Source organism: Streptomyces sp. NPDC001700 (assembly GCF_053596435.1).
The window spans coordinates 36585-61308 of sequence record NZ_JBSFGE010000027.1; the positions used below are offsets into that span (position 1 = coordinate 36585).

28 protein-coding genes are annotated in these 24724 nt (G+C 70.8%); 4 read left to right on the forward strand and 24 right to left on the reverse strand.

All coding sequences use genetic code 11. The features are described 5' to 3' along the window. Positions 1 to 60 precede the first annotated feature (60 nt). From ACWC5C_RS34740 to ACWC5C_RS34750, 3 genes are all read right to left on the reverse strand, one after another. Positions 61 to 828 (reverse strand): transcriptional regulator, encoded by a 768-nt coding sequence (locus tag ACWC5C_RS34740; protein WP_450882065.1) that lies wholly within the window; start codon positions 826 to 828, stop codon positions 61 to 63. Beyond that, positions 828 to 1271, reverse strand: coding sequence for a hypothetical protein (locus tag ACWC5C_RS34745; protein ID WP_450882067.1), 444 nt, complete (start codon positions 1269 to 1271; stop codon positions 828 to 830). Before ACWC5C_RS34745 ends, ACWC5C_RS34740 begins: the two co-directional genes overlap by 1 nt. A 471-nt stretch (positions 1272 to 1742) precedes the next feature. After that, positions 1743 to 2813 (reverse strand): Lrp/AsnC family transcriptional regulator, encoded by a 1071-nt coding sequence (locus ACWC5C_RS34750; RefSeq protein WP_450882069.1) that lies wholly within the window; start codon positions 2811 to 2813, stop codon positions 1743 to 1745. A 124-nt stretch (positions 2814 to 2937) separates the two neighbouring features. On the opposite strand from ACWC5C_RS34750, the gene ACWC5C_RS34755 reads away from it, so the two are divergent. Together ACWC5C_RS34755 and ACWC5C_RS34760 are read left to right on the forward strand one after the other, a co-directional pair. Then, positions 2938 to 4233: an amidohydrolase family protein gene (locus ACWC5C_RS34755; protein WP_450882071.1), complete on the forward strand. Its 1296-nt coding sequence runs from the start codon at positions 2938 to 2940 to the stop codon at positions 4231 to 4233. Further along, complete coding sequence (locus ACWC5C_RS34760) at positions 4233 to 5816, forward strand: AbgT family transporter (protein ID WP_450882073.1); 1584 nt, start codon at positions 4233 to 4235, stop codon at positions 5814 to 5816. Before ACWC5C_RS34755 ends, ACWC5C_RS34760 begins: the two co-directional genes overlap by 1 nt. A gap of 54 nt (positions 5817 to 5870) precedes the next feature. On the opposite strand, the gene ACWC5C_RS34765 is transcribed toward ACWC5C_RS34760, so the two are convergent. The 14 genes from ACWC5C_RS34765 to ACWC5C_RS34830 all read right to left on the reverse strand — a co-directional run bounded on the left by ACWC5C_RS34765 (position 5871) and on the right by ACWC5C_RS34830 (position 15803). Then, positions 5871 to 6707, reverse strand: a complete 837-nt coding sequence (locus ACWC5C_RS34765) for an undecaprenyl-diphosphate phosphatase (protein ID WP_450882075.1) — start codon at positions 6705 to 6707, stop codon at positions 5871 to 5873. A gap of 124 nt (positions 6708 to 6831) precedes the next feature. Further along, the gene (locus ACWC5C_RS34770) at positions 6832 to 7884 is read right to left on the reverse strand and encodes an AEC family transporter (RefSeq protein ID WP_450882077.1); all 1053 of its coding nucleotides are present in this window, start codon (positions 7882 to 7884) and stop codon (positions 6832 to 6834) included. 36 nt (positions 7885 to 7920) lie between these two features. After that, complete coding sequence (locus ACWC5C_RS34775; protein ID WP_450882079.1) at positions 7921 to 9681, reverse strand: NAD-dependent malic enzyme; 1761 nt, start codon at positions 9679 to 9681, stop codon at positions 7921 to 7923. 83 nt (positions 9682 to 9764) lie between these two features. Next, on the reverse strand, positions 9765 to 10796 hold the full coding sequence (locus ACWC5C_RS34780; protein WP_450882228.1) for a bile acid:sodium symporter family protein: 1032 nt from the start codon (positions 10794 to 10796) through the stop codon (positions 9765 to 9767). A 1-nt stretch (position 10797) separates the two neighbouring features. Then, positions 10798 to 11190, reverse strand: coding sequence for a hypothetical protein (locus ACWC5C_RS34785; RefSeq protein WP_450882081.1), 393 nt, complete (start codon positions 11188 to 11190; stop codon positions 10798 to 10800). Positions 11191 to 11207: 17 nt separating this feature from the next. Continuing rightward, entirely contained in the window at positions 11208 to 12071 is an 864-nt protein-coding gene (locus tag ACWC5C_RS34790) for an isocitrate lyase/PEP mutase family protein (RefSeq protein ID WP_450882083.1), read from the reverse strand. A 127-nt stretch (positions 12072 to 12198) separates the two neighbouring features. Beyond that, entirely contained in the window at positions 12199 to 12510 is a 312-nt protein-coding gene (locus ACWC5C_RS34795; RefSeq protein WP_450882084.1) for a gas vesicle protein K, read from the reverse strand. A gap of 51 nt (positions 12511 to 12561) precedes the next feature. Beyond that, the gene (locus tag ACWC5C_RS34800; protein WP_385441568.1) at positions 12562 to 12771 is read right to left on the reverse strand and encodes a gas vesicle protein; all 210 of its coding nucleotides are present in this window, start codon (positions 12769 to 12771) and stop codon (positions 12562 to 12564) included. Then, the gene (locus ACWC5C_RS34805) at positions 12768 to 13583 is read right to left on the reverse strand and encodes a GvpL/GvpF family gas vesicle protein (protein WP_450882086.1); all 816 of its coding nucleotides are present in this window, start codon (positions 13581 to 13583) and stop codon (positions 12768 to 12770) included. The genes ACWC5C_RS34800 and ACWC5C_RS34805 overlap by 4 nt, the downstream gene beginning before the upstream one ends. Beyond that, on the reverse strand, positions 13580 to 13951 hold the full coding sequence (locus ACWC5C_RS34810; protein ID WP_450882088.1) for a gas vesicle protein: 372 nt from the start codon (positions 13949 to 13951) through the stop codon (positions 13580 to 13582). The genes ACWC5C_RS34805 and ACWC5C_RS34810 overlap by 4 nt, the downstream gene beginning before the upstream one ends. Positions 13952 to 13953: 2 nt before the next feature. Next, entirely contained in the window at positions 13954 to 14208 is a 255-nt protein-coding gene (locus ACWC5C_RS34815; protein WP_450882090.1) for a gas vesicle protein GvpG, read from the reverse strand. Between the two features lie 12 nt (positions 14209 to 14220). Continuing rightward, positions 14221 to 14937, reverse strand: a complete 717-nt coding sequence (locus ACWC5C_RS34820) for a GvpL/GvpF family gas vesicle protein (RefSeq protein WP_450882092.1) — start codon at positions 14935 to 14937, stop codon at positions 14221 to 14223. Between the two features lie 2 nt (positions 14938 to 14939). Then, positions 14940 to 15320 (reverse strand): gas vesicle structural protein GvpA, encoded by a 381-nt coding sequence (locus ACWC5C_RS34825; protein WP_450882094.1) that lies wholly within the window; start codon positions 15318 to 15320, stop codon positions 14940 to 14942. A 174-nt stretch (positions 15321 to 15494) separates the two neighbouring features. Continuing rightward, positions 15495 to 15803 carry a gas vesicle protein GvpO gene (locus ACWC5C_RS34830; RefSeq protein WP_450882096.1) on the reverse strand — a complete coding sequence of 103 codons (309 nt, stop codon included), beginning with the start codon at positions 15801 to 15803 and terminating at the stop codon, positions 15495 to 15497. Between the two features lie 166 nt (positions 15804 to 15969). On the opposite strand from ACWC5C_RS34830, the gene ACWC5C_RS34835 reads away from it, so the two are divergent. Continuing rightward, positions 15970 to 17160 carry a cytochrome P450 gene (locus ACWC5C_RS34835; protein WP_450882098.1) on the forward strand — a complete coding sequence of 397 codons (1191 nt, stop codon included), beginning with the start codon at positions 15970 to 15972 and terminating at the stop codon, positions 17158 to 17160. Positions 17161 to 17165: 5 nt separating this feature from the next. Beyond that, complete coding sequence (locus ACWC5C_RS34840; protein ID WP_450882100.1) at positions 17166 to 17384, forward strand: ferredoxin; 219 nt, start codon at positions 17166 to 17168, stop codon at positions 17382 to 17384. Between the two features lie 9 nt (positions 17385 to 17393). On the opposite strand, the gene ACWC5C_RS34845 is transcribed toward ACWC5C_RS34840, so the two are convergent. The 7 genes from ACWC5C_RS34845 to ACWC5C_RS34875 all read right to left on the reverse strand — a co-directional run bounded on the left by ACWC5C_RS34845 (position 17394) and on the right by ACWC5C_RS34875 (position 24723). Then, entirely contained in the window at positions 17394 to 18242 is an 849-nt protein-coding gene (locus tag ACWC5C_RS34845) for a DUF4142 domain-containing protein (RefSeq protein WP_385441548.1), read from the reverse strand. A 152-nt stretch (positions 18243 to 18394) separates the two neighbouring features. Continuing rightward, entirely contained in the window at positions 18395 to 18796 is a 402-nt protein-coding gene (locus ACWC5C_RS34850) for a DUF3662 domain-containing protein (RefSeq protein WP_450882102.1), read from the reverse strand. A gap of 91 nt (positions 18797 to 18887) precedes the next feature. Continuing rightward, complete coding sequence (locus ACWC5C_RS34855) at positions 18888 to 19286, reverse strand: SseB family protein (RefSeq protein WP_450882104.1); 399 nt, start codon at positions 19284 to 19286, stop codon at positions 18888 to 18890. Positions 19287 to 19469: 183 nt separating this feature from the next. Further along, entirely contained in the window at positions 19470 to 20258 is a 789-nt protein-coding gene (locus ACWC5C_RS34860; RefSeq protein WP_450882106.1) for a hypothetical protein, read from the reverse strand. Positions 20259 to 20444: 186 nt separating this feature from the next. Continuing rightward, the gene (locus ACWC5C_RS34865; RefSeq protein WP_450882108.1) at positions 20445 to 21485 is read right to left on the reverse strand and encodes an NAD(P)-dependent alcohol dehydrogenase; all 1041 of its coding nucleotides are present in this window, start codon (positions 21483 to 21485) and stop codon (positions 20445 to 20447) included. A 214-nt stretch (positions 21486 to 21699) separates the two neighbouring features. Next, entirely contained in the window at positions 21700 to 23079 is a 1380-nt protein-coding gene (locus ACWC5C_RS34870; protein ID WP_450882110.1) for an MFS transporter, read from the reverse strand. Positions 23080 to 23190: 111 nt separating this feature from the next. Then, positions 23191 to 24723: a mannitol dehydrogenase family protein gene (locus ACWC5C_RS34875; protein ID WP_450882112.1), complete on the reverse strand. Its 1533-nt coding sequence runs from the start codon at positions 24721 to 24723 to the stop codon at positions 23191 to 23193. Between the last annotated feature and the right edge of the window lies 1 nt (position 24724).

Consider the following 24724-nt stretch of genomic DNA (forward strand, 5'->3'; position numbering starts at 1 on the left):
CGCTGCCGCAGGGCGCGTCTCACGACGGGACACCCGGGGCGGCGGGGGCGGTCGGGGGAATCACAGGTGTGCCTCCAAGGCGTCACGGAGCCGGCGCAGCAGCGGGGCGTCGGGTTCGGCGAAGTCGACCGCGGCCGGGCCGAGGTGCGGGAGCGGCGGCACAGGGGCGCCGGGCCGGGGCGTCTCGAGGTATCCGGCGGCCGCCAGCCGCCGTACGTCGAGCAGCGTGTGGAAGGCGGGGCGGCCCAGCGCCCGGGCGATCCCGGCGGGGGTACGGACCCCGTCGGCGAGCGCCAGCACCGCGCGCTGACGGCGGGTGACCGGCGGAAGGTGACCGTCCGGGCGGCGCAGCACCACGGGCTCGGTGTCCACCAGCGGATACGGCCATACGCTGTCGAGCAGTTTGCCGCGCCGCCGGATCTCCCGCTCGACGGCGACCGCGCCCACCGGGCGCACCGGGCCGAGCCAGTGCGTCGCGCCCCGCTGGAAGCCGCGCGGCCCGCTGCCCGGGCCGAGCGCGAACCAGGCCGCGTCGAACAGCGCGCCCAGATGGCAGATCTCCAGCTCCGCGTCGGTCAGCCGTCCGCTGTCCACGAGGAACCGGCCGACCCGCCCGGCGGCGGCGGTGCGGTCGACCGCCTCCCGCCAGCTGTCGGCGGTCAGCCGCCCGCCGGTGGTGAGCAGTACGTCCAGGCCCGGGGCTTTCGGGCTCTCCGCGTGCACGACCTGACCGTCCGCGAGATAGACGGTGCCCGCGTCGCACAGCAGGGCGCCGCTGGCCCGCTCGGCGGCCAGGTCGGTGAGACGGGGCGCGCGGCCGGGTCTCATCAGAGCGCCAGCCGCTGCGACAGGTCGCGCAGCCGCATCCGGGCGAGCGCCAGGTTGCCCTCGCGGCGGTCGAGCCACAGATAGAAGAAGACCCCGCTGTCGAAGGCGGTGTCGACGAAGCGCAGCAGGTGGTAGCAGGTGCGGGTGGTGACGATGACGTCCTCCACGGGCGCCTCCCCGGGCGCCCCGCCGTCCTCGTTTCCCTCACCCGCACCGGCACCGCCGCCGTGGCTCGCACCGTGCGTTTCGAGCGGCGCGAACGCGGACTGCTCAGCGGCCATGCGCGCCAATTCGGCCGTCTCCGCCGCGGTGGCCTCGGGGTCGCCGTGGCGGGTCTCGCCGACCATGCCGAGCGCGAGCCCACTGGTCCACTCGATCACGGCCGCGCCGCGCGCGCCGTTCACCGTCATGGCGTCGAGCAGGCATTCGTCGATTCCGGGCATGCGGTCTCCCCTCCTGCGTTGCCCGTGGCGCGCCCGGGGGCTACGCCAGTGACGGAGAGGTTACGCACGGTTCAGTGGATGGGGGTCAAATCTGTCGTTGGGCCGCAGCCGCACAGGCCGTGTAGTAAGGTCCGCGGCCCTCTCGGACTCCTGCGGCTCCATGGCCCTCGGTGGCGGCGCGGCGGGGGAGTGGCCCGGGTGTGCGGCACTGCCCGGCGCACCGCCCCGGACCAGGCTGTTCGCGCCATGCCGAGGTCGTTCGTACGCACGTGCCCCGGGCCTGTGCGACCGCTGTGCCGTCCGGTGCCGCGACCGCGACGGATCATCGTGGCGCCGGGCCGGGCGTAGCGGGAACGGGCTCTTCTGGGTTACCGCGAGGGAGACGCCTCATACGATCGTCCTACGCAGGCATATGACAGATGGATAGGCGCCGGGCGCTTCCCGCTCGCCGAGCTGACCGAATCCCGACGCTCAGTTCTCGTCGCGCTCCACGCGGCGCGACGCTTGCGGCTGGCGCAGCGGGACGACGCCCACACAGCGTCCGTCCCGGTTCAGCAGCCGTCCCATGTGCTTCACCGTGCGCAGCACCACCGAGCGGTCGTCGATGGTCAGATGGGGCACCTGCCGCGCCACATGCGCCTCGAAACCGTGCACATCGCTCATCGCGCGCAGCCAGACATCGATCACCACGTTGTGCGGACCGGCCGTGATCGAGCACGACCGCACCTCCCGCATCCCGGCCAGCACCCCGGTGGTCTCCCGCAGATGCCGCGCCGGTACGGACGCGAAGTACACCGCGGACAGCGGCCAGCCGGACAGCGGCCGGGCCAGGTCGCAGCGCAGGCTCACCCAGGAGGCCAGCAGTACCCCGAGCCGCCGCCGCACCGTGGTGAGGCCCGCGTCGGAGGCCGCCGCCAGGTCCCGGATGGACATCCGGCCGTCGGTGCTCAGCAACTCCAGCAGCCGCGCGTCCAGCGCGTCCGGGCCCGGGGCGCCGCGGGCCGGTTCGGGCGTGGGGCAGGCCGCCGCCTCCAGCCGGGCGCACTGCACCGCGTCCAGGCTGCGCAGCCGCCACCGGCTGCCCTCGGTCGGTACGGCCGTCGCCACATGGGTACGGGTGGCCCGCACTCCCGGCTGCCCCCGGAACAGCACCGTGCTCAGGTGCGCCAGTTCGCCCAGGTCCGCGGCCTGTACGGCGGCCACCAGGTCCCGGCTGCCCGCCGTGAGCTTGACGTTCGCCACCGACGGGTCGGCCGCCAGCGCCTCGGCCACCTCCTCGCCGACCCCGGGCTCGGTGTCGATCTCCACCACGGCGGTCACCACGATGCGCGCGTCGGACAGCCGTGGATAGGCGGTCACCCAGGCCAGGCCCGCGTCCTCCAGCCGGTGCCAGCGCCGCGCGGCCGTCACCGGGTTCACCCCGAGGACATCGCCGACCAGGGTCCATGGCGCCCTGGGGTGGATCTGCAGGGCGTGCACCACACCCCGGTCCAGTTCGTCCAGCTCGTCCGGCGGGTGCCCGGCGGAAAACTGCGTGTCCATGGGCGGCTGATTCCTGCGCGTTGTGGCCGATTCTCGATGGAATGCTGCACCGTAGCACGCGGCTGACACACCAGCCCAACACTGCTCCTACCTGTTTCCGCATGCGAGGAGTGAATCCGATCCCATGAAGGATCAGCTGGCACCTGAGACCGTCCGGACCGCGCTGCGCATCGAGAACGCGACCCTCATCGACGGCACCGGGGCGTCCCCCGTGGCCGACGCCGTCGTGATCAGCGACGCCGAGGGCACCCTCACCTACGCCGGACCCGCCGCGGAAGCGCCTCCCGCGCCCGGTGGCGACCCCGCCGGGTACCGCGTCATCGACGCCGGGGGGCGCACCGTCCTCCCCGGCTTCTTCGACTGCCACACCCACCTCGCCTACGCGCACTCCTCCCCGCCCGGCCGCCGCGGCGAACTCGACCCGGTGCTGGTCACGTTCGACACCGCCACGCGCATGCGGCAGACCCTGGACGCGGGGATCACCAGCGCCCGCGACCTGGGCGGACTCTCCGCGGGCTACCGCACCGCGGTGGAGACCGGACGGATCACAGGACCTCGGGTGCACACCGCCGTACGGATCATCAGCCACACCGGCGGCCACGCCGACGTACGCCTCCCCGACGGCACCGACCTCAGCGGCGGCGAGATGTCCGAGATCGCCGACACCGTGGACGAATCCCGCCTCGCCGTCCGCAAGGTGCTGCGCGCGGGCGCCGACCTGGTCAAGCTCTGCGCCACCGGCGGCATGGGCAGCCCCTACGACCAGCCCGAGGACGAAGGGCTGCTGGAAGAGGAGATCCGGGCCGTCGTGGACGAGTGCCGCCGCCACGGCGGCAAGCCCGTCGCCGCCCACGCCCAGGGCACCGAGGGCATCCTCAACGCCCTGCGCGGCGGCGTCACCAGCATCGAGCACGGCTACGGACTGAACGACCAGGCCCTGGAGATGGCGGGGGAGCGCGGCACCTTCGTCGTACCGACCCTGTCCACCGTGTACGCGGGCATCAACAAGGACACCATGGCGCCGTTCCACTACCAGAAGAAGGTCCGCTGGTCCGGCATCACCAAGGAGAACATCGCCCGCGCCATCGAGCAGGGCGCCCGCATCGCGCTGGGTACCGACGCCGCCGTGTGCCCGCACGGCCAGAACCTGATGGAGCTGAGCTACCTGGTGGACCTGGGCATGGATCCCATGGCCGCCATCGTCGCCGGCACCCGCACCGCCGCCGAACTCCTCGGCGTGGACGACCGGCTCGGCACCCTGACCGCCGGCCGCACCGCCGACCTGATCCTGTGCGACGGCGATCCGCTCACCGACATCGGCGTCCTCGGCGACCCCGCAAATATCGTGTGCGTCGTCCAGGACGGCACGGTCAGGAAGGACCTCCTGCTTCCAGCAGACCCGAGGGGAGAACGACCCTGATGGCATCGCTGACCGGAATCTCCGCCCAGAACGGCAAGTCCCCCAAGGACGGCAAGCCCCGCGGGCTCGACCGGGTGCTCTCCTTCATCGAGCGGGCGGGCAACGCCCTGCCCAACCCCGTGGTCCTGTTCGCCGGGCTCTTCGCGCTGCTGGCCGTCGTCTCCACCGCGCTCTCCGCCGCGAGCGTCTCGGTGAAGGTCCCCGGCACCGACGACACCAAGAACATCGAGGGACTGCTCACCGGCACCGGGCTGCGCTGGCTGCTGGAGAACCTGATCCCCAACTTCGCCACGTTCCCGCCCATCGGCGCCGTGGTGGTCCTGATCATGGTGGTCGGGCTCGCGGAGAAGACCGGCCTGCTGGAGACGGTGATGCGGGCCACCCTGGCCCGCATACCGCGCGCCGCCCTCCCGTACGCGGTGGCGCTCATCGCCAGCCAGGCGCACATGATGAGCGACGTCGGGGCCATCGTGCTCCCACCGCTGGCCGCCCTGGTCTTCAGGAGCGCCGGACGCCACCCCGTGGCGGGTCTCATCGGCGGTTTCGCCTGCGTCACCGCGGGCTACGCGGCCGGGTTCACCATCGGTTCCCTCGACGCCCTGTACGTGGGCATCACCCAGCAGGCGGCCGCGGTGCTGCCCGCCGCCGAGGGGCTCCACATCCACCTGCTCATCAACTACTTCTTCACCGCCTCCAGCAGCATCGTGCTCGCGCTGCTCGGCGGATTCCTCATCAGCCGCGTCCTGGAACCGCGCCTCGGCCCGTACCAGGGCACCTACGAGCCCGCCGACGGGGAGTCCGGGCAGGAGGATCTGACCCTCACCCCGGTCCAGCGCCGCGGCCTGCTGGCCACCGCACTCGTCGTCGTCGGCTATCTGGCCGTGGTCCTCGCGCTCTGGCTGCCGCCCGGGGCCCCGCTGCGCGGCGAGGGCGGGGCCTTCGTGCCCTCGCCCGTGCTCAACGGGATCGTCCCGGTGCTCTTCTTCGCGTTCCTGCTGGCCGGGGTCACCTACGGCTTCACGGTCCGGAAGCTCACCGGGGCGGAGGACGTGGTCACCGCCATGACCGACTCGGTGAAGAACATGTCCGGCTACATCGTCATGATGTTCTTCGCCGCCCAGGTCATCGCGCTGTTCACCTGGTCCAATGTGGGGGTGCTGCTGGCGGTGAAGGCCGCCGCGCTGTTCAAGGCCACGGGGGTGACGGGCTTCTGGGCGATCATCGCGTTCGTCCTGCTGGCCTCGCTCCTCAACCTCTTCATCCTCTCCGGGTCCGCCCTGTGGTCCCTGGTGGCACCCGTCTTCCTCCCGGCGTTCATGCTGATGGGCATGAGCCCGGCGCTCAGCCAGGCCGCGTTCCGTATCGGCGACTCCGCCACCGGGGTCATCACGCCGATGAACCCGTACCTCTTCCTCATCCTCGCGATGGTCCGCCAGTACGAACCGGAAGCCCGGCTCGGCACCCTCATCTCCCGGCTCGCCATCTTCGTCGTGCCCTTCATGGCGGTGTGGCTGGCCATCCTGGGGATCTTCTACGGATTCGACCTGCCGCTGGGCCCCGGCGCCTCCATCGGCCTGAAGTGACGTGAACCGCGAAGGCCCCGGGCAACGGCCCGGGGCCTTCGCGCACGGTGGCGGTCAGGGGGTGAGGACGCCCGTCCCCAGCAGGCCGAACAGCAGGACGCCCACGGCGACGCGGTAGATCACGAAGGCGTTGAACGAGTGCTTGGCGACGAACCTGAGCAGCCAGGCGATCGACGCGTACGCCACGACGAACGACACCACCGTGCCCACCGCCAGCGGCCCCGCCGCGACACCGCCGCCGAGCGCGTCCTTCAGTTCGTACAGCCCCGCACCCGTGAGCGCGGGGATACCGAGGAAGAACGACAGCCGGGTGGCGGCCAGCCGGTCCAGGTCCAGGATCAGCCCGGTGGACATCGTCGCGCCGGAGCGGGAGAAGCCGGGGAAGAGCAGGGCGAGGATCTGCGAGCCGCCGACCAGCATGGCGTCCTTGAGCGAGGTGTCGTCCTCGCCGCGCTTGTGGCGGCCCAGCCGGTCGGCCGCCCACATCAGCCCGCTGCCCACGATCAGCGATCCGGCCACCACCCACAGGGACGCCAGCGGACCCTCGATGAGCGGCTTGGCGGCGAGGCCGACGGCCACCACGGGGAGGGTGGCGTAGATGACCCACCAGGCGAACTTGTAGTCGTGCCGCTGGCGCAGCTCCCGGTCGGCGATGCCCCGGCCCCAGGCGCGCGCGAAGCGGACGATGTCCTTGAAGAAGTAGAGCAGCACCGCGGCGATGGCGCCGACCTGGATGACCGCGGTGAAGGCGACGACGGCCTTGTCGTCCACCGGGATGTCCATCAGCCCCTCGGTGATCTTGAGGTGGCCGGTGGAGGAGACGGGCAGGAACTCGGTCACCCCCTCGACGACGCCGAGGACCACGGCCTGGCCGATGCTGATCGTGCTCAATGGAGCCATCCCTGTGCCGGAGACATGTCCCTTTTTGTAGCACGCTGGACGTTATGGCAAGGCCCGCCGGTACACGCTCCGAGCGCGCACCGGCGGGCCATGAGCCGTCCGGGGGCAGGTCCCGCTAGTTGGTCAGGTTGATGATCAGCGGCAGCGAGACGAACGCCAGCACGATGCTGATGATCACCGACGAGGCGATGCGGTGCTCCTCGTCCTTGACGTGCTGTGACGCGAGCATCATCGGCACCGGGGAGACGGGGAACGCCAGGATCAGGGCCGTCTGCGCGGCGACCTCGTGGCTGGTCAGCAGCAGGCCGATGCCGTAGGTGCTGAGCGGCAGCACGACCACGCTGGTCAGCGCGATCGCGATGGACCCCGGGCTCAGCTGCGGCATGCCGACGCGGGCGAGGGTGACGCCCACCGACAGCAGCGCCACACCCGAGGCGGCCTGGCCCACCAGCGTCAGCGAGCTTTCGACCATCTCGGGCGGACGCGTCCCGATCAGCGCGATGATCAGCCCGAGCAGCGGGGCCCAGGCGAACGGCTTGCGCAGCGGCTGCAGGACCTTCACCCAGGTGGGGACGGGCTTGGCCGTCGTCGGTGCGGACCCGCTGTCGCCGTCCCGCTCCTCCTCGGCCGCGGCCGGCCCGCCGCCCGCGGACACCAGGACGCGGGACGGCGCGGACGCCGACGCGGTGGCTTCCGTGGCGTTCGGGTGGCCGAGGTTGAGCAGGATCAGCACGAGGGGATCGAGGATGACGTTGACGAGGATGCCCGCGATGGCGATCGGGATCGCGGCCTCGGCCTCGCCGAACAGGTTGCCCAGGATCGACACGCCCATGAAGGCGTACTGCGGCTGGACGGAGGCGAGCGCCAGGATCGACGCCCGCCGCAGCGACAGCCGCCCGATGGTGCGCAGGCCCAGCAGGATCAGCCCGAACAGGCCGAGCAGCCCGAGGGCGAGCATCCCCACCAGCGGGCCCTGGCTCAGCAGGATGTGGCGCGGGGTGTTCGCGATGCCCAGGAAGAGGGACGCCGGGAGGGCGAACTCCATCGTGAGCACCCGGAGCGCGTCCGCGCCCCCGCCGCCGAACGACGCGCGCCGCCCGGCCCCGTAACCGAGGGCGATGACGAGGAAGACGGGCACGACGATGGTGAAAATGTGCGAAAAGGTCATGGTCTTGTCCCTTGCTCAGCCGGTGTGTACGAGTCGTCAGACCGGCTGGATCGGGCGGTAGACCGGGCTCCACATGGCCTCGTGGACCGTGCGCTCGAGCTGATCATCGGCGATGGGCGTACGGGCCACACCGTCGTGCGCGGCGGCGCGGGCGACGGCCGCGGCGACCGCGGCGGAGGTCTCGCGCAGCTGGTCGACCAGCGGGAGGATCGGGGCTCCGGGGGTGCCGGGGTCGATCATCTCGGCGATCCGCTCGGCGGCGGCGAGCAGCATGCCGTCGGTGATCCGGGTGGCGTGCGCGACGATCGCGCCGAGGCCGAGACCCGGGAAGACCAGGGCGTTGTTGGCCTGCCCGATGACGTGGGTGACCCCGTCGTGGGGCACCGGCGCGAAGGGGCTGCCGGTGGCGATCAGGGCCCGTCCGCCGGTCCACCGGACCAGGTCCTCGGGCTTGGCCTCGGCCAGCGGAGTCGGGTTGGACATCGGGAGGATGACGGGCCGTTCGGTGTGGGCTGCCATCTCCCGGACGATCTCCTCGGTGAAGGCGCCGCCCTGGCCCGAGGTGCCGATGAGGATGGTCGGCTGTGCGCGGCGGACCACCTCGGCGAGCGCGATGCCGCCGACCTGCTCGTCCCGCTGCCAGTCGGCGACGTCGGCCGCCCGGCGGGCGTAGCGCCGCCGGTGGTGGTCGAGCCCCTCGGCGTCATCGGTGATCAGGCCGTACCGGTCGATGCACCAGAACCGGTCGGAGGCCTCCTGCGGGTCGAGCCCGTCGGCGATCAGGGCGTCGCGCAGCTGGTCGGCGATGCCGAGCCCGGCCGAGCCCGCGCCGAAGATCACGATGCGGTGGTCGCGCAGCGGCGTACCGGTCACCCGGGCGCCGGACAGGACGGCGGCCAGGTTGACGGCGCCGGTGCCCTGGATGTCGTCGTTGAAGGTCAGCGCCTTGTCGCCGTACTGGTCGATGATGCGCCGGGCGTTGCCGGACCCGAAGTCCTCCCAGTGCAGCAGCGCGTCGGGGAAGACCCGGCCGACGGCGGCGATGTACTCGGCGATGAAGGCGTCGTACTTCTCGCGGTCCACACGCGGATGACGGTTGCCCAGGTAGAGCGGGTCGTCCAGGAGTTCCTGGCGGTTGGTACCGGCGTCCAGGACGACCGGGAGCGCGCGGGCCGGGTCGATTCCGGCGGCGGCGGTGTAGACGGCGAGCTTGCCGATGCAGATGTCCATGCCGCCGACGCCCCAGTCGCCGATGCCGAGGATGGCCTCGCCGTCGGTGGCGACGAGCAGGTCCACGTCCTCGGGGCCGAGGCCGCTGGCGCGCAGCGAGCGCTCGATGTCGTGCGGGGCGTCGACGGAGAGGTAGACGCCGCGGGAGCGGCGGTACTCATGGCTGTAGCGCTGGATCGCGGTGCCGACGGTGGGGGTGTAGACGATCGGCAGCATCTCGCTGAGATGCTCGCCGAGCAGGTGGTAGAACAGCACCTCGTTGCGGTCCTGGAGGGACCGCAGGTACACATTCTTGTCCAGGTCGGTGGCCTTGGCCCGGTACTGGGCGTAGGCGCGGGTGGCCTGCTGCTCCAGGGTCATGACCTGGGCGGGGATCAGGCCGGTCAGTCCGAGGGCGTCGCGCTCGGACTCGGTGAACGCCGTGCCCCGGTTGAGCCGCGGGTCGCTGAGGATGGCGCGCCCCCGCGAGGTGGTTTCCCAGGTGTGGCCGGTCGGGCTCCACCGGGTCGCCGCGGCTGCGGAAGACGCCGGATCGGACGCCTCCGCTTCGGGTAGATCACTCTTCATGGGTACTGCTTCCTCACTGGTCGTGCTGCGCGGCGGGTAACACCGCTAAAAATCACGGTACCAAGAGGTTGAAACGCGGACCTTTAGGGGGTGGCGGTATGTGTGCTGGTCAGGGGCGTTGACCCGGGGTGGCGGCGGGCCCACCGGGCCGCGATGAGTGTACATACCAACAATTGCAGCTGGTGGAAGAGCATCAGCGGAAGGATCACCGGACCCGCCGATTCCCCGAACAGCACCGCCGCCATCGGCAGCCCGGTGGCGAGACTCTTGTTGGAGCCGCAGAAGACGATCGTGACCCGGTCGTCCCGGCTGAACCCGAGCCGCCGCGCGGCCCAGGACGTCGTGACGAGGGCCACCGCCAGCAGCGCCGCGGCCAGGCTCAGCAGGGCGAGCAGCCGCAGCGGAGTGATCTGCCGCCAGACGCCCTCCGTCATCCCCCGGCTGAACGCCGTGTAGACGACGAGCAGGATCGCGCCGCGGTCCAGCAGACCGAGCGCCCGCCGGTGACGGACGGTGAACCCCCCGATCCAGCGGCGCAGACACTGCCCGGCGGCGAAGGGCAGCAGCAGCTGGGTGGCGATGTTCAGCAGGCCGTCGGCCGAGAAACCCGCGGAGGAGCCGATGAGCCAGGCCGCCAGCAGCGGTGTGAGAGCCATCCCGGCCAGGCTGGAGTACGTACCGGCGCAGATGGCGGCCGGGACGTTCCCCCGGGCCGTGGAGGTGAGGGCGATGGAGGACTGGACGGTCGAGGGGACGACACAGAGGAAGAGCACGCCGGTGTAGAGCCGGTCGGTGAGCAGGAACGGGGCCAGCCCGCCCGCCGCCAGCCCCAACAGCGGGAACAGGACGAAGGTGCTCGCCCCCACCACGAGGTGGAGCTTCCACTGCCGCAGGCCGTGCACCGCCTCCCGGGTCGACAGCCGGGCGCCGTACAGGAAGAAGAGCAGCCCGATGGCGAGGTCCGCGGCGCCCCCGACCGCCCCGGCCGCCCGCCCGGAGGCGGGCAGCAGCGCCGCGAGCGCGACCGTGCCGAGGAGGGCGGCGACGTACGGGTCGACCGCCTTCCTCAGCCGGCCCGGCCATGACCACCGCCATGGCCAGGACAGCGACGTCACGTCAATCACCGCTTTCGCTTTCGCTCTCGTGATCACTGCCTGCCGTGCCCGCGCTGAGGAGCAGGGTGTTCAGGGTGCGGTCGATCTCCAGCCAGGAGTCCGCGAAGGAGTTGTCGATGACCACCAGGCCGATGTTCGCCCCGGTGACCGGGGTGGGCTCCTCCGGCTCGTCGCCGGGCGTGCCCGGGCACGGAGCGGATACGGCGGGTGTGGCGGCCCACGCGGTCTGGTCGCCGCACAGCACGCCCGCGGTGGCCGCGAGGACGATTCCCGTGGCGGACGCCCGGGTGAAGCCGGTCTCCTTTCCCGGCTTTCCCGGCTTTCGGTGACGGCCGGTACCGGACCGGAAAGGCAGGGGCGGGAAAGACGGGGACGGGAAAGACGAGGACGCCACGGAACGGAATCCGCGGGTCATACCGTGGCCGGGTGGTGGTCGCGGTGATGCCTGCTGATGTTTCCCTCCAGCAGTTCCGTGGATCCCCGCACGCCGATGAAGTCGGTCTCCCGGGTATCCGGCAGCCGGCCGTCCGCCATTTTCAGATCGACCAGCGCACCCTCGATCGCGCCGTGCGCGGCGAAAAGACACGGGGTGCTGTAGATCGCGATATCGACGCCGAGATCCGTCAGCTCGGAAAGTGAAAGCCGGGGTGATTTCCCGCCCGCGATCTGATTGAACAGCAGCGGCTTGTCACCGACGACCGTACGGATCCGGCGGATCCACTCGACGCTGCGCACCCCGTCGACGAGCACCACATCCGCGTCGGTCTCCGCCAGCGCGGCGGCCCGCCGCAGGATCTCCGCCTCGTCGGTGGCGTCCGTGCGCGCCACCACGAGCATGTCCTTCCTGCTGCTCAGCACCAGGTTGAGCTTCTCCAGGTACTCCTCGAGCGGCAGCACCAGCTTGCCGTCCGCATGTCCGCACCTGCGCGGCCGCTTCTGGTCCTCCAGGATCACCCCGGACGCGCCGCCGCGCTCCAGCCGCTGCACCACATGGCAGGCGACCTCGGGGTCCACATAGCCGTCGTCGATGTCCACGAGCAGATGGTGCTCGGGGAACGCCAGCCGCAGCCGCTCCGCGAAGTTCACCATGTCCGGCCAGGCGATGAATCCGATGTCGGGCAGCCCGTAATACGAGGCGGCGAATCCGAAACCGGAGACGAAGAAGCCGTTGTAGTGGCGGGCCGCGATCGACGCGGAGTACATGTCGTAGATGCCGATGAGAGGTGTGGTGCGAGGAGATCCGATATCTTCTCGCAAGGCATGGCCATACAGCATGATCTTCCCTTTCGGTTTCGGGACCTATTTTGGTCCAGGGAAGAATTTGCCGGGACGGCCTTGTGGGGCGGTGGAGGGTACCTTGAGGTGCTGGCGGTGCGGATGAGACGCCGCCCGCCGCCCCGCCCTACGCCGGGCCCGCCGGGGACAGCAGGCTGCCCAGCGGGCCGAGGTCGAGGTTGAGGTCCTCCATCCGCAGCCCGTGCCGGTCGCACATCTCCTCCATGCGCTGCTGGAGGAGCATCAGCGTCATCCCGATCCGCTCCTCCTGCTCCTCCGTCAGGTCCCCCTTGTCGACCCGGTGCAGCGCCTGGCGCTCCATCAGCTGGCGCAGCAGCTCGACCACGGTCAGCACGAGCTGGGCCAGATCGCGTTCCACCGAGTCCGGATCGGTGCGCAGGCGCTGGGCGGGACGGGAGGCGGCGGGAGTGGCCGACATACGGCAGGGTTCCTTCCGGTCGGAGCAGCGGCGGATCAGAGCAGCGCCGGATCAGAGCAGTGGCGGAGCCGGGTGTTCGGCGTCGACGGGGGCGATGACCGCGCGGAGGTCGATCCGTATGAGATCGACGTCCGCGATGGACAGCACGAGGTCCCCGGTCAGCACGACCCCGCCCTGGAGCAGCCGGTCGAGGATGTCGATCAGGGCGACCTCGCGGCCCGCGAGGGCCCGGGCGTCCTCCTCGTCCAGCGCGGTGCTCACGCGGACTCCCGGTGGGCGGCCGGGGCGGGCGGCAGGGCGAACGAGTATGGCGCCCAGGGGCCGGTCACCTCGACCCGCACCCCTTCCTGGCCCTCGGCGGCGGCCAGGACGCGGGCGCGGAAGTCCGCGGCGCGGTCGGCGGGCACCAGATACGCGTCGTTGGCGATGTTCTCGCCGCCCTCCGCCTTCGCCAGCTCGCCGCGCTGCGGCCGGTGGGCGACCCGCTCCACGGCGATCTCCCCGGCCTCGTCGGCGATGCGCGCGGCCGTCCGCACCGCGGCCTGCCAGGCGTCCTCGGCACCGCGCCGCCGCTTGCGGCGCGCGGCGAGATAGGCCCGGCCCGGGCTGAGCCCGGCGTCCCCCGCGTCGCTCTCCGGCGCGTCCGCCGTCTCCCCACCGGCGGCCGTATAGACCTTGACGCCCCATTCGACGCGCCCGGTGAGCCGCTCCAGCAGCGGCAGGAACTCGTTCCGGCGCTCCTGGAGCGTCTGCCGCACCCGGTCCTCGTCCCGGTAGACGGTGGCCAGCCGCAGCGGCAGCACGGCGCCCAGCGGGGCCAGCGCGGACACCACCCCGTGGTGCCCCCGGGCCAGCGACTCCAGCCGGGTCAGCTCCTCCAGGCGCGCCTTGAGCGGCGCTTCCCCGAACTCCTCGGCCGGAACCGGGCCGACCGCCGCGGCGAGGTCCCCGGTCTCCACGAGACCCACCTGCTCACCGGCCACCCCGCGCAGCGCGGCGACCGCCCGCGCGGCCTCGGGGGTGGGGCGGAGCACCGCGTAGGCGTACACCATGTGCTGTGCGAAATCGGTCACCCGTCCACGCTCCTGTCGCCCCTGTCTTGGGTTTGTGCCTTCAGCGCCTCGATCTCGGCGCGCAGCCGCGCGTTCTCCTCACTGAGGCCGCCTTCCACGGCGGGGGGCCGGGCGCGCGAGGACAGCGACGGATCGTGCTCCCACCAGTCGATGCCCATCTCCTTCGCCTTGTCGACGGAGGCGACGAGCAGCCGGAGTTTGATGGTGAGCAGTTCGATGTCGAGCAGGTTGATCCGGATGTCGCCCGCGATCACCACGCCCTTGTCCAGCACCCGTTCCAGGATGTCGGCCAGCGACGGGGCGTCCCGCTGGTCATACGCGGCGGGCAGGCGCGGCGGGCCCAGCCTGCTCGCTACCGGTTCTGTCATCGTCAGGGGGCTCGTCTCTGCTCGTTGTACCGTTCCAGCTCTTCCAGCCGGTCCAGCAACTCGTCTTCGCGGCGGTCGTATTCGTCCTCGCCGATCCGCCCGGCCAGCAGCTCCTGCTCCAGCTCGGTGAGGGCGCGCCGGACCGGCGCCGGGTCGTAAGCCTCGCGCTCGGCGGCCTCGAGCACCTGCTCGGCCACCCAGACGGTCGCGCGCACCGGCGCGAGCGGAAAGGTGAGCAGCCCGGTCAGCAGTCCCACGGCGCCCCGCCCTCAGGCCACGAAGCTGTACGGGGGCAGCGGGCCGCGCAGCCGGAAGTCGTAGCCGTCCCCGAAGCCCTGGGCCAACCGCTCCGCCGCGCGGGAGAACTCGTCGGCGCGCCCCCGCTCCACCAGGAACGAGGCGTTGACGAAGTCGTCCCCGGCCGGGGACGACACCACCTGGCCACGGGCCATCCCGGACAGGCTGCCGACGACCTGCTCGGCGAGTCTGCGCTGCCGCGCCCCCAGCTGGCGGGCGATCAGCTCGCCGAGGGCCACCCGGTCCTCGTACGAACCCCGGCCGTCGCGGGTGCGCTCGTTGAGCCGCCGCGCGTCGTCGGACTCGGCAAGCACCTCCCGCAGCAGATCGTCCTGGGAGCGCGCCGCCTTCAGGTTGAACTCCGCGGTGGCGTCCAGCTCATCGAGGCCGCGTACGTACTCGGCGCGCTTGGCGTCCAGCGCCGACCTGACCGCGGCCTCGTCGGGGGCGAGCAGCCCGAACCGCATCGGCAGCACCGCCCCGTCCGCCATCAGCCGCTCCTGGACCTCCTGGTGGGCGGCGAGGTCGCGGCGCTTGGGGCGCAGGGTCTCCGGCGCCGGGCTCACCACACCCGTCAGCGGGCCACTGGCCACCGCGCGCGGCACGCCGGACACGCCGCCCACCGCGCGCAGCCCCTCCAGCCGCAGCGGATGGTCGGAGCGGGTGATCGCGTAGAGGTAGAGATGCATGCTCACTTGTCCTTGTCATCGTCGCCGCCGAACACATTGCCGATGGCGTCGATGGCACCGCTGAGCGCGCCCTCGGTCTTGCCCCGGGCGCCGCCCTCGACGATGGTGCCGACGATGTCGCTGAGCTTGTCCGGGGCCTTGCGGCCGGATTCCAGGTCGAGGCGGTTGCACGCCTCGGCGAAGCGCAGATACGTGTCCACGCTGGCGATCACGATGCGTATGTCGATCTTCAGGATCTCGATGCCCACGAGGGACACCCGGATGAAGACATCGATGACGAGGCCGCGGTCCAGGATGAGTTCGAGGATGTCGAAAAGGCTTCCGGTCCCTGAACCGGTCGCGGTCGTGGCTGGTACTCCGCCGGTCTGCGTCATGACGGTCACGTGTGGTCGTCCTCTCGCTCGCTCGGTCTGCCCGACTGCTGGTACGGGCGGGAGGGCACCGGTGTTCACTCTTGATCCGGGGGAAACACATGTGCCGCACAACGACAAGCGCCCCGCGCCACTGGGACACAGCGGCGCGGGGCGCGGGCGGACAGGAACAGCGGGAAAAAGTGGCTAGCGGCCGCGATCGAGCTGGCCGCGTGCGTAACGGCGCAGCCTCTCGTAACCCAGGAGCATTCCCTCGAAGTCCAGGGTCACCCGGTACGAGGCCATGATCGTCATGGTGTCCGGCACCCGCTCCAGCTCCACCACCTCCACATCGGCCAGCCATCCGTCCTGGGTCGGCTGCAGCGCGGAGACGGACTCCGGCGCGGTGCCCAGCAACTCGCCGAGCTGCTGCGCCGCGCCACGCATGGCCTGGGCCGCGGGCACCCGCCGAGGCCGGTCGTTCGTCTCCGGGGTGTCCGGATCATTGCTCGTCATGGTCCTACCGTGCCAAGTCGGCGGAGCCCGTGGTGTACGGATCGCCAAAGCTCATGACCGGCGGATCCTCCACGCGCATGAGACCGAGGCCGTCGAGGCGCCGTTGCCCGCATCAAGGGGACCCGCCTAGCTTTGTCAGCACGTGCTTACGCCAGGGAGGTCAACGGTGACCACAGCGGAGACGACACCCATCGCCTATCCCTTCAACCACCCCGACGGCCTGGAGCTGTCCGAGGCCTATGAGGAAGCGCGCCACCGCTCAGGACTGCTCCGGGTGCGCCTGCGGTACGGCGAACCCGCGTGGCTGGCCACGCGGTACGCCGATGCCCGGCTGGTCCTCGGCGACCGGCGCTTCAGCCGCGCGGAGGCCCTGAACCGGGATACGCCACGGCAGGGCGAGGGGCGCGCGGAGGGCGGCATCCTGAGCATGGACCCGCCCGACCACACCCGGCTGCGCACCCTCGTGGCCAAGGCGTTCACCGTCCACCAGGTGGAAAAACTCCGGCCGTACGTAAGGGAGTTGACCCACCAGCTGCTGGACGAGCTGGAGGCCGCCGGGCCGCCCGCCGACCTCGTGGACCGCTACGCGCTGCCCATCCCGGTCGCCGTCATCTGCCGGTTGCTCGGGGTGCCGGAGGAGGACCGGCCGAAGTTCCGGGTGTGGAGCGACGCCGCCCTGTCCACCAGCTCCCTGACCGCGGCCGAGTGGGAGAGCAACCGCGAGGAACTGCGCGCGTACATGGCCCGGTTGGTGCGGGAACACCGGGAAGCCCCGCGCGACGACATCATGACCTCGCTGATCGAGGCGCGGGACGAGGGCGACCGGCTCTCCGAGCTGGAACTCGTCGATCTGTGCGTCGGCATCCTCGTCGCCGGACACGAGACCACGGCCACCCAGATCCCCAACTTCGTGATGGTGCTGCTCGACCACCCCGATGAGCTGCGACGGCTGCGCGAGGAGCCCGAGCTGCTCAAGGGCTCCGTCGAGGAGCTGATGCGGTTCGTGCCGCTCGGCGTCGGCGCCTCCCAGGCCCGCTACGCCACCGAGGACATCGAGGTGGGCGGCACCCTGGTACGGGCCGGGGAGCCCGTCCTGGTGGCCGTCGGCTCGGCCAACCGCGACGCGCTGCGCTTCGACGAACCCGGCAGGCTGAACGTGGCCCGCCCCGCCACCCAGCACCTGGGCTTCGGCCACGGGGTGCACCACTGCCTGGGCGCGTCGCTGGCCAGGCTGGAGCTGCAGGAGGCGCTCGGCGCGCTCGTCGGCCGCTTCCCGAACCTGCGTCTGGCCGGGGACGTGGTGTGGAAGGACCAGATGCTGGTTCGGGGGCCGCGGGTCATGCCGGTGGGGTGGTGAGCCGGGTGACCTGGAAGGCCGAGGTCGACGGCGGCCGGTGCATGGCGTCCGGGATGTGCGCCGGGATCGCGCCCGATCTGTTCGTCCTTGACGATGAGCGGGCGCGTCCGCTGAGCGAGGAGGTTCCGGCGGAGGAGCGGGTGCTGGACGTGGCGGACTCCTGCCCGGCGATGGCCATCACCATCGTCGACGGGGATGCGACGGTGGTCGGACCACGTCCCTGACCGGCGGTGTTACGGAACGACGGGCGGCGCGGAGGACACCGCGGGCGGCGTGGTGACTCCGCCCTCCCCGCTCGCGGCCCCCACCCCGGCACCGTTGACCACGTTCGGGTCGAGGCTCTGCTCGCCGCCGTTGTCCGCCGTGCTGACGGCGTTCGGCGGAGGGGTGGGCTTGGACGTGCCGACGATGAACGTGGGCTCGCCCGGGGCGGGCTGGGGCGGCTTGGTGTACTCCGGGCCCTGGGTCGGGGTGGTGGTGATGTCCGCGACGGCGGAGTCGAAGTTCACCATCCCCGTCTTCTCCATCTGGGTGATGTGGTCGAGCACGGTGTTGTTCGCCTGCGAAGCGAGCTTGCGCACCAGCGAGTTCTTGCTGGTCTGCCGGATCTTGGCGATGGAGCTGAAGATCTGGCCGTGGGTCACGCGCAGGATGTTCGCGTAGTAGGTGTCGAAGTCCTTGCCGGTCTTCGCGTTCATCGTGTCCACGAAGCTCTGCTGTTGTGGCGTTGGCTTGTTGGGCAGGGTGATGCCGAGCTTGGGGGCGATCTCGCGGCTGATGGCGTCCAGCAGCTGATGGCCGTCGAGCAGGTGCTTGCCGGCGGTCTTGATCTGCTCCGTCGTCCCCTTCTCGAGCCCGATCTTCCCGGCCGGGTACTCCCACAGCCCGGCCAGCCGCACCTTGACCACGAAGTCCTTGTCGGCCCCGCTGAGCGGCCCGAACTGGTTGTCCTGCATCTTGCTGAGATTCGTGGCGGATTCCTGCGTCAACCCCGTCATCACGGGGGAGACGATCACGGCGAGGGTGACCACTACCGAGCCGATGAGCAGTGAGGTGCCTGTCACAAAGTACCGTGATCGCATGGAGCCTCCTGGCGGGGACCGCTTGTCGTTGTACGGAGCAGGTGTCGCGTCGAGCTGATGTCAGATGATGGCTGACACCAGTGAATACGGACCGTTCACTTCCGTCGCTCAAACATCTCGCGGTTTTTTACCCGCACTTGGGCGGAGGTCGGTTACCTGGGGTTACCGGCGAAGGCGTCCGCGCGGATGTGGGGCAGCGGGGTGGCGGCCACCCGGTACCGGCCGTTGGGTACCTGGCTCGACTTGGTGACACGGACGGTGAGCGGACCCGCCCACTCGTACCCGTGCTCCTCCGCGTGCCGCATCAGAGCGTCCGTGAGCGTCTGGCCCGCCTGCTTGCCGTGCCGGGACAGCTCCTCGTACACCTCGTCGGACAACTCGACGTCATAGGCGTTGGGCACGACCACCCGACGGGAGCTGCACACCACCGCCTGGCTGTCACATTCCTCCCGCAGGGCGCCCAGCAGTTCCACCGGCTCGGTGGGGAACACCTTGGCGAGCAGTGCGTCCTCGAAGCGCTCTATGGCTCGTTCGATCCGGGTCAGCGTGTCCATGCGCGGACGTGTGCCCGAAAAGAAGCGGGTGTATGTGCGCGACTACGGTCCGCACATACACCCGCTTCTTGGGTGAACATGGAGTAAGTGCTCAGCCGGCGGCGCGGCTGAGCAGGGTCTTGACCCCGGTGGCCGTCAGCGTGACCGCTTCCGGGGCGCCCGCGTCGATGGTCAGCGAAAGCTCCTCGGAGGGCCAGCCCTGAGCCAGCGCACCCAGCGGCACCTGGTGGTACCGCTCGATCTGCGGCAGCGCCTGGTGCATGCGCTCCGGAGTCGTGAAGACGGGCACCAGCTGAGCGCCGTCCTCCTGCTGGAACACCGGCAGGGTCACCGCCTGCGGGTCGGTGTTCTCGGTGCTCTCGGCGGCGGGGAGCAGAACCTCACTGCCGGCGAGAGTGTTCAGCGCGGTCTCGTCCGCACGGTCCGCGGCCAGCTCACCGAGGGCGTGCTGGGTGGCGGTAACGGCGTTGTCATCGGGAAGAGCAGTCATGATTCCGTCCAAGATCGGGATAAGCGAGTGGCGGTGCCCGGGAGTGGGCGTCCTGACCACGGCTGGCTCGAATACCCGGTTGTACGGCGCTCACACATCCCGTGGCGGAGAGTTTTCGTTTTCTGCTGGGACGCGGAGTCGGGGGCGGCTTTCGGTGCAGCTCAGGCGCAGCTCCGGTGCAGCTCAGGTGCCGCGGTACGCCCTGTAGTTCCGGAAGAGCAGATACGTGTCCAGGATGTCGGAGGACGCGCTCTCGACCGACCGGTAGATGCCCCACTTGGGTCGCTGGTAGTCGCCCTGGTCCGGCATCTTGACGTTCGACATGCTGCCCTGCACCGCCACCGGGGCGCCGGAACCGGTGCCGTTGCGGGCCGTGAACGTGGCGGTTCCGCTGGCCCCGATGGTCAGTTTCCACTCGACGGTGATCCACTTGTTGCGCAGCGGCGCCAGGTCGGTGGAGGCGATGTCCGGCGAGCCGGAGTTCGCGTAGGCCCGCGCCCGCAACGTCTCCTTGCTGCCGCTGCGGCCGAGGCTCAGTGTGAGATACGGGCCACCGTTGTCGACCGGGGTCTTGGTCTGGAAGATGTGGGTGAACCTGCTGGTGCCGTGCAGCGAGGACGGCATATACATCTCGTACGAGAGGGTCCAGGTCTCCCCGTCCCGCATCAATAGCTTCGTACCGCCCTGCACCATCCCCTTGGACTCGGTGCGCTGGCGGTCGCCGCCGCCGGTGGTGTCCCGGTCGTCCTTCCAGATGTTGAAGCGGTAGTGGTCACCGCCTTCGATGACGACATAGTCGCGGTCGGGGTGCTGGTTGCCGCGGTCGGCCTCGATGCCCTCGAAGGCCTTGAGCCCGACGCCGGACGGGCTGGGATTCCAGACCAGTTGTGGCGCCCGGACGGCCGCGGCGGCCGGGGATGCGCCCGATGTCAGCTGCCCGAGGAGGGGCGCGCCGACGGCCGTGGCGGTCATGGAGCCGAGTAACATCCGACGACTGAAACCGCGTGGAGCGGAGTCTTCTGCCATGGGCCCTTACGATGGACTGGACCAAGGGGGTCGTCAAGGCTCGCGACGCGGTTATTCATCCCATGTCTCGGTGACGGTCACGGCGGCCACTCCCCGGAGGGGGAGCGGCCGCCGTGCGGAGTTGACGGTGTGTCACATGGTGGCGGCGTCGATGACGAACCGGTAGCGGACGTCGCTGGCGAGCACCCGCTCGTACGCCGTGTTGATTTCCTCGGCGCGGATGGTCTCGATCTCGGCGCCCACCCCGTGCTCGGCGCAGAAGTCGAGCATCTCCTGCGTCTCGGCGATGCCGCCGATGAACGAACCGGCGAGGGTCCTGCGGCCCATGACCACCGAGAACAGGTTGAGCGTGATGGGCTCCTCCGGGAGGCCCACGTTGATCAGCGCGCCGTCCGTCTTCAGCAGCTTGAGGTACGCGCCGAAGTCCAGCGGAGCGGACACCGTCGACAGGATGATGTCGAAGGTGTCCTCCAGCTCCTTGAAGGTCTGCGGGTCGCTGGTCGCGTAGTAGTGGTCGGCGCCGAGCCGCAGCCCGTCGTCCTGCTTGCGCAGCGACTGGCTCAGCACGGTGACCTCCGCGCCCATCGCGTGCGCGAGCTTGACGGCCACGTGGCCGAGGCCGCCCATGCCGAGGACGGCGACCTTGCTGCCCGGGCCGGCCTTCCAGTGGCGCAGCGGGGAGTACGTGGTGATACCGGCGCACAGCAGCGGCGCGGCCACGTCCAGCGGCAGCGCGTCCGGGATGCGCAGCACGTAGTTCTCGTCGACGACGATGCCGGTGGAGTAGCCGCCCTGGGTGGTCTCGCCGTACTTGTCGGTGGCGGCGTACGTGGCGGTCTCGCCCTGGGCGCAGTACTGCTCCAGGCCCTTGCGGCAGTTCTCGCAACGACGGCAGGAGTCGACGAAGCAGCCGACGCCCACCCGGTCGCCGACGGAGTACTTGGTGACACCGGGGCCGACCTCGCGGACGACACCGGCGATCTCGTGGCCCGGCACCAGCGGGAAGGGCACCTCGCTCCAGCCCTGACGGACCTGGTGGATGTCCGAGTGGCAGATGCCCGAGTACGTGATGTCGATCGCCACGTCGAACTCGCCTACCGGGCGGCGCTCGATCGTGGTGCGCTCCAGCGGGGCCTTGGGGGCAGGTGCGGCGTACGCGGCAACGGTACTCATGGGGCGTTTCACTCCTTGCGGTGGTTCCGTGTCCGGTTTCCTTTGAATCCATGGCCGAACACGGTGGCAAGGGTGCCAAGGCGAGGCAGGAGTGGCCAAAAGTAGGGTCAACCTGCGAGGATGGTGGCTAGCGGGGGAGGAACGCCCCGAGCGGGCCGCCGGTGGGGCGCCGACGACCCGCCCGCAGAGGGGAAAACACCAGGTCACACGGGTGTCAGCGCGATTCCGTGGCGAGGGCCGGGCCGGTGGCGTCGACCGGGGTGTTCAGATCGCGGTCCAGGGTTTCCGGGGTCATCCGGGTGGTGATGAGACTCACCGCCGCGACCACCGTCATATAGACCGCGACGGGTATCCAGGAGCCGGTGAACGCGGTGAGCAGGGCGCTGCAGATGAGCGGCGCGACACCACCGCCGATCACGGAGGAGAACTCCCGGCCCAGGGCGACCCCGGCGTAGCGGTAGCGGTTGCCGAACAGCTCGGGGAAGTAGCTCATGTGCACACCGACCAGGCCCTGACAGGCCAGGATGAAGCCGACCGCGATCGCCACCGTGATGGCCACCTTCGAGCCGGAGTTCAGCGCGATGAACGTCGGGGCGGGCAGCAGCACCATGGCGCTGAGGATCAACGTACACACCGGGCGGCGTCCGATGCGGTCGGACAGGGTGCCGAACGCGATGGCCGCCACGCCGCCGCACAGGGAGCCCAGCAGCAGCACCTCGGGGACGAAGCTCTTCTCGACGCCCACGCTGGACACCAGGTAGGAGGCCATGAACACCTGGTAGGTGTACGACTGCGTGCTGACCCCGAAGTTCATGAGGATCACCAGGAACAGGGGCTTGCGGCCGTGCTTGAAGACCTCCTTGACCGGTGAGGCGGGCCGCTCGTGCTGGTCCTTCAGCTCTTGGAAGACCGGGCTCTCGTTCAGCTTGCGGCGCATGATCATGGCGGCCACGGTCACTAGGAGGCTGCTGGCGAAGACCACCCGCCAGCCCCAGGACATCAGGGCGTCCTCGGGGAGTTGCTGGGCGAGCATCCAGGCCACCGCGCCCAGCGCGGTACCGAGCGCCGCCCCCGTCATGACCAGGGACGACAGCCTGCCGCGCCGCCCGGTGGCGGCCGTCTCGGTGAGCAAAGTGGCGCCTCCGGCCTGCTCGGCGCCCGCGCCGAAGCCCTGCGCCATGCGGCAGATCAGCAGCAGGATCGGGGCGAGGATGCCCACCGCCCCGTACGTCGGGAGCAGACCGATGGCGAGGGTGGAGCCGCCCATGAGGAACAGGGTGGCGATCAGCACCCACTTGCGGCCGAGGCGGTCGCCGAAGCGGGAGAAGAAGAGCCCGCCCAGCGGCCGGGCGGCGAAGCCCACGGCGTAGGTGCTGAAGCTGGCGAGGAGGCCCACGGACGCCGAGACATTGGGGAAGAACAGATCGCTGAAGATCAGCGCCGAGGCGGTGCCGTAGATGACGAAGTCGTACTGTTCGAGCGCGGTGCCGACCAGACCGGCCCAGGCCGCGCGGCGTACCGCCTGGGGGTCGGCGGGTGGTTCGGCGCTGGGGGTGGTGGCCGGTGGCGGGGGAGTGGTGGTGTTGCTCTCCATGATCCATGCCTCCTTGAACGGATCGTGTCCGGAGCGGAATCCGGCAGGGCGAAGCAGCGAGGGGACGGGGGAAGGGCGGGGGAAGGGGAAGGGACGGGGGTGGTCGGGGTGTCAGGCGGTCCGGCCACCGGTGGCATCGGCGGCCGCCGCGGCGGGTCCGTGCCGGACGATGACGTCGATGAGTTCGGCGATCCGGGCGGTGAAGGCCGGATGGTCCGTCAGGTGGTCGCCGAGCAGCCCGCTTTCCAGGACAGCTTCGACGAACGCGGTGCGGGGCCCGGCGGGCGCGCGCCGGGCGAGGTCGGCGAGCGGCTCACGGGCCGGATCGGCCATCGCGGCCGCCTGCGGCCCGGGTTCGAAGCCGGACGGCGGTGCCACACAGCACAGATACGCCGCCACAGTCAGCGCCAGATGGTGGGGCATCCGCCCGGCGCGCAGATGGAGCAGGGCCGGTTCCGGCACCCGCTGGCGGAGCTTGACCGAGCCGTCCGAGCCGACCTGCCGGGTGCGGTGGCCCAGCGCGGTATTGGCCCAGCGGTCGAACAACTGCCGTACGTAGTCCTCCAGTTGGATGTCGGCGGGCACGGTGAGACTCGGCAGATAGTCGTCGTGGAGCACATCGCGCGCGGCCTCGGCGATGAACGGCCGGGCGATGGAGTCCGGGATGGTCTCCCGGCCGTCCAGGGCGCCGAGATAGGCGATGAGCGAGTGCGTGCCGTTGAGCAGCCGCAGCTTCAGCAGCTCGTACGGTTCCACATCGTCCGTGAACAGCGCCCCGCCGCGTTCCCAGCGCGGACGGCCCGCGGCGAAACGATCCTCCATGACCCACATGGAGAACGGTTCGGCCGGTACGGGGACGGCGTCCCGCACCCCGAGGCGGCCCGCGACCGCGTCACGGTACACATCGGTGGTGGCGGGCACGATCCGGTCGACCATCGAGCTGGGAAACGTCACCGAACGCGTCAGCCAGGGCAGCAGCTCCTCGCGCTCCGCGGCCGGGAGCGCCTCGGTGAACTCGTGCACCAGCCGCCGGGTCTGGGCTCCGTTCCCCACCAGGTTGTCGCAGCTGAGCACCGTCAGCGGCCGGGCGTGGGTGCGGACCCGGCGCTGCATCCCGCGCACGATCCGCCCGATGGTGGTGCGGGGCGGGGCGTCCCCGCGCAGATCGGCCCGCACCTCGGGGGAGTCGAGGTCGAGTCCATGGGTGCGCGGCGAGAAGGTGTAGCCGTGTTCGGTGACCGTCAGGGTGACGATCGCCGTGCCCGGCGCCGCCAGCGCGTCCTGGACCTCGTCCGGCTGTTCCGACGCCACCAGCGCCCCGGTGTGCACCGCGGGCACCGTGGCGCGGGTGCCGTCGGGGGAGATCTCCACCACCGTGTAGCGCAGCTGCTGTTCGCGCAGCGCCCGGGCCACCGTGGCCGAGCGGCCCGCGACCCCGAGGATGCCCCAGGGGCCCTCGGTGTGGTCCAGGGCGGCCGCGGTGTGCACGGCCTGGTGGGCGCGGTGGAAGTTGCCGAGCCCCAGATGCACGATGCCGGTCTCGGCGGGTGGCCGCCGGGGGGTCAGCGCCGCCGCCGGGGTGGTGGCGCGGCCGAGGCGCGGCAGGCGCGCCGGAGTAACCAGCGTGGTGGGCGTCGTGGCCATC

Excerpts from the sequence above, each read along its gene's own strand:
- ACWC5C_RS34740 (WP_450882065.1), bottom strand. The coding sequence starts at position 828 with ATGAGACCCGGCCGCGCGCCCCGTCTCACCGACCTGGCCGCCGAGCGG.
- ACWC5C_RS34745 (WP_450882067.1), bottom strand. The coding sequence starts at position 1,271 with ATGCCCGGAATCGACGAATGCCTGCTCGACGCCATGACGGTGAACGGC.
- ACWC5C_RS34750 (WP_450882069.1), bottom strand. The coding sequence starts at position 2,813 with ATGGACACGCAGTTTTCCGCCGGGCACCCGCCGGACGAGCTGGACGAA.
- ACWC5C_RS34755 (WP_450882071.1), top strand. The coding sequence starts at position 2,938 with ATGAAGGATCAGCTGGCACCTGAGACCGTCCGGACCGCGCTGCGCATC.
- ACWC5C_RS34760 (WP_450882073.1), top strand. The coding sequence starts at position 4,233 with ATGGCATCGCTGACCGGAATCTCCGCCCAGAACGGCAAGTCCCCCAAG.
- ACWC5C_RS34770 (WP_450882077.1), bottom strand. The coding sequence starts at position 7,884 with ATGACCTTTTCGCACATTTTCACCATCGTCGTGCCCGTCTTCCTCGTC.
- ACWC5C_RS34775 (WP_450882079.1), bottom strand. The coding sequence starts at position 9,681 with ATGAAGAGTGATCTACCCGAAGCGGAGGCGTCCGATCCGGCGTCTTCC.
- ACWC5C_RS34790 (WP_450882083.1), bottom strand. The coding sequence starts at position 12,071 with ATGCTGTATGGCCATGCCTTGCGAGAAGATATCGGATCTCCTCGCACC.
- ACWC5C_RS34795 (WP_450882084.1), bottom strand. The coding sequence starts at position 12,510 with ATGTCGGCCACTCCCGCCGCCTCCCGTCCCGCCCAGCGCCTGCGCACC.
- ACWC5C_RS34810 (WP_450882088.1), bottom strand. The coding sequence starts at position 13,951 with ATGACAGAACCGGTAGCGAGCAGGCTGGGCCCGCCGCGCCTGCCCGCC.
- ACWC5C_RS34820 (WP_450882092.1), bottom strand. The coding sequence starts at position 14,937 with ATGCATCTCTACCTCTACGCGATCACCCGCTCCGACCATCCGCTGCGG.
- ACWC5C_RS34830 (WP_450882096.1), bottom strand. The coding sequence starts at position 15,803 with ATGACGAGCAATGATCCGGACACCCCGGAGACGAACGACCGGCCTCGG.
- ACWC5C_RS34845 (WP_385441548.1), bottom strand. The coding sequence starts at position 18,242 with ATGCGATCACGGTACTTTGTGACAGGCACCTCACTGCTCATCGGCTCG.
- ACWC5C_RS34850 (WP_450882102.1), bottom strand. The coding sequence starts at position 18,796 with ATGGACACGCTGACCCGGATCGAACGAGCCATAGAGCGCTTCGAGGAC.
- ACWC5C_RS34855 (WP_450882104.1), bottom strand. The coding sequence starts at position 19,286 with ATGACTGCTCTTCCCGATGACAACGCCGTTACCGCCACCCAGCACGCC.
- ACWC5C_RS34860 (WP_450882106.1), bottom strand. The coding sequence starts at position 20,258 with ATGACCGCCACGGCCGTCGGCGCGCCCCTCCTCGGGCAGCTGACATCG.
- ACWC5C_RS34865 (WP_450882108.1), bottom strand. The coding sequence starts at position 21,485 with ATGAGTACCGTTGCCGCGTACGCCGCACCTGCCCCCAAGGCCCCGCTG.
- ACWC5C_RS34870 (WP_450882110.1), bottom strand. The coding sequence starts at position 23,079 with ATGGAGAGCAACACCACCACTCCCCCGCCACCGGCCACCACCCCCAGC.
- ACWC5C_RS34875 (WP_450882112.1), bottom strand. The coding sequence starts at position 24,723 with ATGGCCACGACGCCCACCACGCTGGTTACTCCGGCGCGCCTGCCGCGC.